Origin of the sequence: Pseudomonas sp. UBA6276 (genome assembly GCF_002438365.1) — a bacterium.
Lineage (GTDB): Bacteria > Pseudomonadota > Gammaproteobacteria > Pseudomonadales > Pseudomonadaceae > Aquipseudomonas > Aquipseudomonas coleopterorum.
Genome location: NZ_DJUS01000020.1, coordinates 19,500 through 28,467 on the forward strand (window position 1 = coordinate 19,500; position 8,968 = coordinate 28,467).

Here is an 8,968-nt window from a genome sequence, read left to right on the forward strand (position 1 = left end):
CGGCCGGTCATCAGTGCTGCAGGATCTTGGCGAGGAATTGCTGAGCGCGGTCGGAGCGCGCGCTGACATCGCCGAAGAACTCTTCCTTGGGGCAGTCTTCGACGATCTGTCCCTGGTCCATGAAGATCACCCGGTTGGCGACCTTGCGCGCGAAACCCATCTCGTGGGTTACGCACATCATGGTCATGCCTTCGTGGGCCAGTTGCACCATCACGTCGAGCACTTCGTTGACCATTTCCGGGTCGAGCGCCGAAGTCGGCTCGTCGAACAGCATGACTACCGGATCCATCGCCAGCGCACGGGCGATCGCCACACGCTGCTGCTGGCCACCGGACAGTTGGCCGGGGTGCTTGTGCGCGTGGGCCGACAAGCCGACGCGTTCGAGCAGTTGCAGGCCCTTTTTCGTGGCTTCTTCCTTGCTGCGGCCCAGCACCTTGATCTGCGCGATGGTCAGGTTTTCGGTGATGGTCAGGTGCGGAAACAGCTCGAAATGCTGGAACACCATGCCCACCCGCGAGCGCAGCTTGGGCAGGTTGGTCTTGGGGTCGGCAATGGAGGTGCCGTCGACCACGATGTCGCCCTTCTGGAAAGGCTCCAGGGCATTCACGCACTTGATCAGGGTCGACTTGCCCGAACCCGAGGGACCGCACACCACGACCACTTCGCCTTTCTTGACCTCGGTGCTGCAATCGGTGAGCACCTGGAAGTCGCCATACCACTTGTTGATGTTCTTGATGGAGATCATACGGCTAACCTTTTTTGCAGACGCTTGACCAGAAGGGAGGCGCTGAAACTGATGACGAAGTACACCACGCCGGCGAAGATCAGGAACTCGTTGGCCCGACCGATGATGTCGCCGCTGGCACGCGCCGAGTTGAGGAAGTCCACCAGGCCGACGGTGTAGACCAGCGAGGTGTCCTGGAACAGGATGATGCTTTGCTGCAACAGCAGCGGGGTCATCTTGCGAAACGCCTGGGGCAGGATGATCAGGCGCATGGTCTGACCGTAGTTCATGCCCAGCGCTTGCGCCGCGCCCATCTGGCCCTTGGAAATGGACTGCACACCGGCGCGCACGATTTCACAGAAGTACGCGGCCTCGAACATCATGAAGGCCACGAGGCATGAGGTGAAGGCGCCCACCGGCGTGTCTTCGCCGGTGATCCAGCGCAGCACAAAGGGCACCGCCAGGTAGAACCAGGTGATCACCAGCAGCAGCGGAATGGAGCGGAAGTAGTTGACGTAGGCGCCGGCGAAGCGCGACAGCAGCTTGTTCGACGACAGCCGCATCAGGGCCAGCACGGTGCCCAGCGCAATGCCGCCGATGACGCCCAGCACCATCAGCTGCAAGGTCATGACCATGCCGTTCCACATGCCCGGCAGGGCTGGAGTGATTCCACTGAAGTCCATCATTTACCTCCCAGGGAGATCAGCCCAGGCACGGCGAGCTTGCGCTCGAACACCCGCATCAACAGCATCAGGCTCATGTTCAGGGTGAAGTAGATCAGTGTGGCCAGGGTGAAGGCCTCGAACAGGTTGGCCGAGAACTCCGCGGTCTGCTTGGTTTGCGCCAGCAGCTCCATCAGACCGATCAACGAGGCCACCGACGAGTTCTTGAACACGTTGAGGAACTCGGAGGTGAGCGGCGGAATGATGATGCGGTAGGCCTGGGGCAGCAGCACGTTCCAGTAGATCTGCGACAGGCTGAAACCCATCGCCCGGGCGGCCGATTCCTGGCCGCGCGGCAGTGCCTGGATACCGGTACGCACCTGCTCGCAGACCCGTGCGGCGGTGAACAGGCCCAGGCAGACCACCACGCTCAGGAACGCCGAGGTGGTCGGATTGAGGTCCTGCTTGTACCACTCCTGCATCCCTTCGGGCAGCAGGTCGGGTACCAGGAAATACCAGATGAACAGCTGCACCAGCAGCGGCACGTTGCGGAACAGCTCGACGTAGCAGGTCGCGATACCCGAGACCCAGCGGCTCGGCACGGTGCGCATGACACCCAGTACCGAGCCCAGCAGCAGGGCGATGATCCAGGCGACCACGGCAATGGCGATGGTCCAGCCCAGGCCGGAGATGTACCAATCCAGGTAGATCTCGCTGCCGACGCCAGTGGACTTGAAGAAGACGCTCCAGTCCCAGTTGTAATTCATGGGGAATACCCCTCGGAAATTGATTCACGGGCACAGGCTTTCACCCGAACGCCGGGCGGCGTTCGGGTGAAATCAGGGTGGTGCTTACGACTTCTTGTCGGGAGCCGGCTTGTCGTTGGGGTTGGCGATCAGCGCCTTGAGCTCGTCGCTCATGGGAAAGCCCAGGTTCAGGCCTTTTGGCGGGATCGGCTGGTTGAACCACTTGTCGTAGATGCCATTGATGTCGCCCGAGGCGAAGGTTGCCTTGATGGCATCGTCGACGGCTTTCTTGAACGGCTCGTCGCCCTTGCGCACCATGCAGCCGTAGATTTCATAGGACTGCGGTGTGCCAGTGACTTCCCAGTCGGTCGGCTTCTTGGCCTTGGCCATTTCGCCGGCGAGCAGGGCGTCGTCCATCATGAAGGCGACGGCACGGCCCGATTCGAGCATCTGGAAGGACTCGCCGTGGTCTTTCGCCGAGACGATGTTCATGCCCATCTGCTTGTCGGCGTTCATCGACTTGAGGATGCGCTCGGAGGTGGTACCGGCGGTGGTGACGACGTTCTTGCCTTTCAGGTCGTCGAAATCCTTGTAGGACGAATCTTTCTTGCTCAGCAGACGGGTGCCGATCTCGAAGATGCCGACGGAAAAATCCACTTGCTGAGCGCGTTCGGCGTTGTTGGTGGTGGAACCGCATTCCAGGTCGATGGTGCCGTTTTGCACCAGCGGGATACGGGTTTGCGAGGTCACCAGGTTGTACTTGACCTTCAGGTCCGGCATGTCGAGGTCTTTCTTCAGGGCCTCGACTACCTTGAGCTGGATGTCATGGGAGTAGCCGACCGGCTTGCCGGACGCGTCGGCAATGTACGAGAAGGGAATGGAGGCGTCGCGGTGACCGAGGGTGATGGTGCCCGAATCCTTGATTTTCTTCAGGGTGCCGGTGAGTTCGGCGGCCAACGCTGGAGTACTGATCAGAGCGGCGGCAATGGCGACGCTCAGGAGTTTTGGAACGATGCGCATCAGTGAATCCTCGACTTTGTTTTTTTTATCGAGCCCGCAGGCCCTCGGGGTACGGCGAAGCTCGGCGGCTGGTGTGCGCCGGTTTCGTTGAAGAGTGTAGAGCATGAGTCATGCCAAGGCGGGGGATGTGGCTCAGAGCCAGGTCGGCTGGGGCAGGTGGGCGGGTAGCAGGGGTTTAGGGGTCAAAATTTCGTTCGGAAATCCGAATATCCAAGGGTGCCATGGACGGATTTCCGAGTCGCTGCAAGCTTTCGCGGCAAAGGGCTCGCCGCCCGTCCCGCTCCCGCAGGTGAGACATAAGCATTCGCGGGCAGAGCCCGCTCCCACATGCACCGCGGTCCTTGTGGGAGCGGGGCGGGCGGCGAGCCCTCTGCCCGCGAAGAGGCCCTTGGATCAAACCATCAAAACCGCGGCTTCACCGCCTTCCACTCAGGCTTGTACCGAGCCATCTGCCGCACGTCGTCTCGTGAACGAATCCCGCAGCGCAGGAACTGCTCATGCAGCATGCCTAACTGGTCGCGATCCAGCTCCAGACCCAACCCAGGGGTCTTGTTGATCTTCACGCAGCCATCGACGATCGGCAGCTTGCCGCCCTTGATCACCTCTTCGTCCGGCTCCTGCCACGGATAATGGGTGTCGCAGGCATAGTCCAGATTCGGCACCGATGCCGCCACATGCGCCATGGCCATCAGGCTGATACCCAGGTGCGAGTTCGAGTGCATCGACACGCCCAGCCCCCAGGTCTGGCACATGCTCGCCAATACCTGGGTATCACGCAGCCCGCCCCAGTAATGGTGATCGGCGAGCACGATCTGCACGCTGTTGCGCTCGACACTGCGGCGGAACTCGGCGAAGTCGGTCACCACCATGTTGGTCGCCAGCGGCAGCCCGGTGCGTTTGTGCAACTCGGCCATGTCGTCCAGGCCGGGGCAGGGATCCTCATAGTACTGGAGACTGTCGCCCAGCAACTCGGCCATCCTGATCGATGTCTCCAGCGACCAGTTGCCGTTGGGGTCGATGCGCAGGGGATGGTCGGGAAAGGCCTTCTTCAACGCCAGAATGCAGGCCACTTCACGCTCGGGTTCCAAGGTCCCGGCCTTGAGCTTGATGCTCTTGAAACCGTACTGCTCGATCATGCGCCTGGCCTGGGCCACGATCTGCTCCTCGTCCAACGCCTCGCCCCAGTTGTCAGCAGGGTAGGGCGAGTCGACGTGCTCGGCGTACTTGAAGAACAGGTAGGCGCTGAAGGGCACTTCATCGCGCACCGCACCGCCGAGCAGGTCGACCAGTGGCCGATTCAGCGACCGCGCCTGAAGATCGAGCAGCGCCACTTCGAAGGCCGAATAGGCATTGGTCACGGCCTTGCTGGCATGTGAACCGGGAGCCAGTTCGGCGCCGCTCACGCTCGCCGGCTTGTGCCGGGCCACGGTGCTGGCGACGATCTGGCGCAGGCCATTGAGGTTGAACGGATCCAGGCCGGGCAGTTGATCCTTGATGGCCATCTGAATGGCCAGGGCCGGGGCATCGCCATAGCTTTCACCCAGGCCGACGTAGCCGTTGTCGCTTTCCACCTCGATGATCGAGCGCAAGGCATAGGGTTCGTGGATACCGCTGGCGTTGAGCAATGGCGGGTCGCGGAAGGCGATGGGGGTGACGGTGACACGTTTGATCTTCACAGGTGTTCTCCTCGGTATGCAGGCGCGCCGCAGCGGGCCGTTCCTTGTGGGGGTGCGGCGGTCAGTGCGCGGCGGCAGGTTGCAGTGGCTTGTCATCGGGCTTCTGCCCACGAGGCCGGGTGCGGGCGAAGAACACCACGATCGCGGCCAGCACCGAGGTCGCGGCCAGGCCGTACAGGCCGCCCTGGATCGAGCCGGTCTTCTCTTCCAGAAAGCCGAACACGGTGGGCGCGACGAAGCCGCCCAGGTTGCCCACCGAGTTGATCAGCGCCAGGACGGCGGCGGTGATCCGGGCGTCCAGATAGGCCTGCGGGATAGGCCAGAACAGCGCCGATGCCGCCTTGAACCCCACCGCGGCAAAACAGATCGCGACGAAGGCGAACACCGGGCCGCCATAGGTCGACATGAACATGCCTCCAGCGGCGATGATCAGCGTCGTCGCCACCCACGCCTGCTGGTGCTTGAAGCGTGCGGCGAGGGCTGCAAAGCCATACATGGCGGCAATCGAGATGATCCAGGGGATAGAGTTGAACAGCCCCACTTCGAAGTCCGAGACGTTGCCCATTTTCTTGATCATGCTCGGCAGCCAGAAGGTCGCGCCATAGATGGTCAGCGCCACCGAAAAGAAGATGAAGCAGAACACCAGAATCTGGGTGTCGGCGAGCAGCTTGAAGATCGACGGCTTGACCACATGCTCGGCTTCACGGGCGCGCTGTTCCTCGGCGATCACCCCGCTCAGGGTCGTCTGCTCGGCCGAGGTCAGCCACTTGGCCTCATGGATGTGCGATTGCAGCCAGTAGTAGACGAACCCGCACAGCGCCACCGATGCGCCGCCTTCGATCAGGAACATCCACTGCCAGCCATGCAGGCCCAGCCCGGTCACGCTCAGCAGGGCGCCGGTGATGGGGCCGGAAATGATCGAGGCGATGGCCGAGCCGCTGAGGAAGATCGCCATGGCCTTGCCGCGTTCGCTGGCAGGCAACCACTGGGTGAAGTAGTAGAGCACGCCGGGATAGAAGCCTGCCTCGGTGACGCCGAGCAGGAAGCGCATGACATAGAAACTGGTCTCGCCTTGAACGAAGGCCATGCCCATGGCCACCAGGCCCCAGGTGAACATGATCCGGGTCAGCCAGGCACGGGCGCCGAAACGTTGCAGAAGCATGTTGGAGGGCACTTCGAACAGTGCGTAGCCAACGAAGAACAAACCAGCGCCCAGACCATAGGCCGCAGCGCCGATGCCCAGGTCGGTTTCCATGTGGGTGCGGACGAAACCGATGTTCACCCGGTCGATGTAGTTGACGATGAACATCACGACGAACAGCGGCAGCACGTGCCGCTTGACCTTGGCCACTGCGCTGGCGAGCACGCTGGGGTCGACGGCACCGGATTGAACGTTCAAGGGCGACACTCCGATCATTGTTTTTTTTGGAGGGCTCGATCATGAACTTGGGGTATTGTTTCAGTCCAATTCAAGTTGGCACTTGATTGATACCGAGGTTGAATCAATGTTCGAACTCAGCCAGCTCCGTTGCTTCACCACCGTGGCCACGGAACTCAACTTCCGCCGGGCCGCCGAGCGCCTCAACATGACGCAGCCGCCGTTGAGTCGGCAGATCCAGCTGCTTGAGCATCACCTGGGCGTCGAGCTGTTTACGCGTAGCACGCGCAGCGTGGCGTTGACGGCGGCGGGTCGGGCCTTTTTCATCGAGGCGCAGAATCTGCTGGAGCGTGCCCAGCAAGCTGCGGTGTCGGCACGCCGCTTCGCCGATGGCGACATCGGCTCGGTGAACATCGCCTTCGTCGGCAGTGCGGTGTACGAATTCCTGCCCAAGGTCATCGCCGAAGCGCGGCTCAAGCAACCGCAGGTGAAAATCGACCTGTCGGAAATGAACACCTACCAGCAGCACGAGGCCTTGCGTGCCCGGCGTATCGATCTGGGCATCGCCCGCGCGCCGTTGCTCGACAGTGGTTACCTCACCGAATGCCTGGTGCGCGAACCGTTCGTGCTGGCAACGCCGGCCACCCATCGGCTGGCCAATGCAGCCCAGGTACGTGTGCAGGATCTGGACGGCGAACCGTTCCTGATGTACTCGCACGCCGCCTATCCGCCGTTCAACGAATTGCTCACCGGCATGCTGCGTTCGGCTCAGGTGACCCCGCAATACGTGCAGTGGCTGGGTTCGTCGCTGACCATCCTGGCGCTGGTCAACGCTGGCATGGGAGTGGCGTTGGTGCCGCGCTGCGCCACCAGCGTGGTTTTCAAGAATGTGGTGTTCCGCGATATCGATCTGGGGGAGGGCGTGCAGAGCGAATTGCACCTGATCTGGCGAGAGAGCAATGACAATCCGGCGTTCGCCATGCTGCTTGAGGCAATCAAGGGCGCAGCCAAAGATGGATGGGGTGGAGAAAATAGCTGATCAAAAAATGATCATATTTCGCTGGGCCTTGTGGCCCGTGGCCTGCAGCGTGTTCTCCCAAGCTTATCCACAGGCAGGTGCACGTCGAATGTGTACAACCCCTTGAAACTGCTCGTTTTTTAATCGACGGCTGGAAACGCTGACTGGCCGTGGCCTGCAGGGTATTGCACCCAGCTTATGCACAGCCTCATGCAGCTTTTTCTTGGATAACCCATGAGAGTGACTAGCCAACCTCCCGAAGCGCAGAGACACCCGGGAGGCTGAGTACCTGTCAGCGGTTTCGTGCGTCCTTGGCATCCATCTCGGCGTTGCGTTCGTGTACCTTCTTGAGCTGCTCGTCGGTCAACGGCAGTTTCTGCGCGCTCTGCTTGAGCACCAGCAATCCACCGACGATCGAGCCGATGGCCACCAACAAGATCAACCAGGCATACCAGGGCATGAGGACACTCCTTGAACGGTGCGCCGAAGATGCGCGGCGCTTGTAGAGATTGGAGCGACAGGGTGTCGCAGTGGTTCCATCATAGCCCGTTCCGGCCCTGGGGCGACGCCGCCCGATGGCGACGTGGACAATCGTGGCAACGCCCCTGAGCCAGCAAAATCCGCTACAATGCGCGCCGATTTCGACCCGCCTTCAGAGAGCCCGCCATGTCCGCCTGCCAGACTCCCATCATCGTCGCCCTGGATTACCCAACCCGCGAGGCGGCTCTGAAGCTGGCCGATCAGCTGGATCCCACGTTGTGCCGGGTCAAGGTGGGCAAGGAACTGTTCACCAGCAGCGCGTCGGGCATCGTTGAAACCTTGAATGACAAGGGCTTCGAGGTATTCCTGGACTTGAAATTCCACGACATCCCCAACACCACCGCCATGGCCGTCAAGGCTGCGGCGCAAATGGGTGTCTGGATGGTCAACGTGCATTGCTCGGGCGGCCTGCGCATGATGGCGGCGTGTCGCGAAGTGCTGGAACAGCGCTCCGGTGCCAAGCCATTGCTGATCGGCGTGACAGTGCTGACCAGCATGGAACGTGAAGACCTCGCCGCCATCGGCCTGGACATCGAACCACAGGAGCAGGTGCTGCGTTTGGCTGCGCTGGCGCAGAAGGCCGGCATGGACGGTCTGGTCTGTTCGGCACTTGAAGCTCAGGCCCTGAAGGCTGCGCATCCCGCGCTGCAGCTGGTCACTCCCGGCATTCGCCCGGCGGGCAGTGCCCAGGATGACCAGCGCCGTATCCTGACCCCGCGCCAGGCGCTGGACGCCGGTTCCGACTACCTGGTGATCGGCCGTCCGATCAGCCAGGCCGCCGATCCTGCTCAGGCGCTGGCCGATGTCGTGGCGCAGATCAACGCCTGATCAGGCCTGCTTGGGCTGACCGTTGGAGGCGTGCAGCCCGCCGTCAACGGGTAGGTTCACACCGTTGACGAAACGCGCGTCGTGGCTGGCCAAGAAGGCGATCACGTCTGCCACTTCTTCGGCCTCGGCAGCGCGGCCCATGGGAATGCGCTCGGCGAATTTGTCCATCAGGGCCTTGTCGTCGGCCATGCCTGCTGTGAGCTCGCTCTTGGTCAGGGCAGGGCATACGGCGTTCACGCGTACACCCTGGCCACCGTATTCAAGGGCCAGGGCGCGGGTGAAGTTCGTGACCGCACCCTTGGCGGCGTTGTAGAAGCTCATGCCCCAGTCGCCGCCCAAGCCCGATACCGACGACACGTTGATGATGCTGCCGCCG

The 8,968-nt window shown here is 61.9% G+C and carries 10 protein-coding genes; 2 read left to right on the plus strand and 8 right to left on the minus strand.

Annotated elements, in window-relative coordinates:
* Positions 1-10: 10 nt before the first annotated feature.
* From B2V21_RS02940 to B2V21_RS02965, 6 genes are all read right to left on the minus strand, one after another.
* Entirely contained in the window at positions 11-745 is a 735-nt protein-coding gene (locus tag B2V21_RS02940; RefSeq protein WP_043185416.1) for an amino acid ABC transporter ATP-binding protein, read from the minus strand.
* The gene (locus B2V21_RS02945; RefSeq protein WP_286915984.1) at positions 742-1,410 is read right to left on the minus strand and encodes an amino acid ABC transporter permease; all 669 of its coding nucleotides are present in this window, start codon (positions 1,408-1,410) and stop codon (positions 742-744) included. Before B2V21_RS02945 ends, B2V21_RS02940 begins: the two co-directional genes overlap by 4 nt.
* The gene (locus B2V21_RS02950) at positions 1,407-2,153 is read right to left on the minus strand and encodes an amino acid ABC transporter permease (RefSeq protein WP_049862143.1); all 747 of its coding nucleotides are present in this window, start codon (positions 2,151-2,153) and stop codon (positions 1,407-1,409) included. The genes B2V21_RS02945 and B2V21_RS02950 overlap by 4 nt, the downstream gene beginning before the upstream one ends.
* Positions 2,154-2,237: 84 nt before the next feature.
* The gene (locus B2V21_RS02955; RefSeq protein ID WP_192067595.1) at positions 2,238-3,152 is read right to left on the minus strand and encodes a glutamate/aspartate ABC transporter substrate-binding protein; all 915 of its coding nucleotides are present in this window, start codon (positions 3,150-3,152) and stop codon (positions 2,238-2,240) included.
* A 401-nt stretch (positions 3,153-3,553) separates the two neighbouring features.
* On the minus strand, positions 3,554-4,828 hold the full coding sequence (locus B2V21_RS02960; protein WP_286915985.1) for a glucarate dehydratase family protein: 1,275 nt from the start codon (positions 4,826-4,828) through the stop codon (positions 3,554-3,556).
* Between the two features lie 61 nt (positions 4,829-4,889).
* Positions 4,890-6,194 carry an MFS transporter gene (locus B2V21_RS02965; RefSeq protein WP_286915988.1) on the minus strand — a complete coding sequence of 435 codons (1,305 nt, stop codon included), beginning with the start codon at positions 6,192-6,194 and terminating at the stop codon, positions 4,890-4,892.
* 139 nt (positions 6,195-6,333) lie between these two features.
* Between B2V21_RS02965 and B2V21_RS02970 the strand changes: the two genes are divergently transcribed.
* A complete protein-coding gene (locus B2V21_RS02970) occupies positions 6,334-7,245 on the plus strand; it encodes a LysR substrate-binding domain-containing protein (RefSeq protein WP_122743660.1) in 912 nt (303 codons plus the stop codon).
* 271 nt (positions 7,246-7,516) lie between these two features.
* On the opposite strand, the gene B2V21_RS02975 is transcribed toward B2V21_RS02970, so the two are convergent.
* Entirely contained in the window at positions 7,517-7,684 is a 168-nt protein-coding gene (locus B2V21_RS02975) for a DUF2897 family protein (RefSeq protein ID WP_082223724.1), read from the minus strand.
* Positions 7,685-7,890: 206 nt separating this feature from the next.
* On the opposite strand from B2V21_RS02975, the gene pyrF reads away from it, so the two are divergent.
* A complete protein-coding gene (gene pyrF / locus B2V21_RS02980; RefSeq protein ID WP_056843759.1) occupies positions 7,891-8,592 on the plus strand; it encodes an orotidine-5'-phosphate decarboxylase in 702 nt (233 codons plus the stop codon).
* Here the strand turns inward: pyrF and B2V21_RS02985 are convergent.
* The coding region (locus B2V21_RS02985; RefSeq protein ID WP_286915987.1) for an SDR family NAD(P)-dependent oxidoreductase at positions 8,593-8,968 on the minus strand (376 nt) is incomplete at its 5' end. It abuts the gene before it with no gap.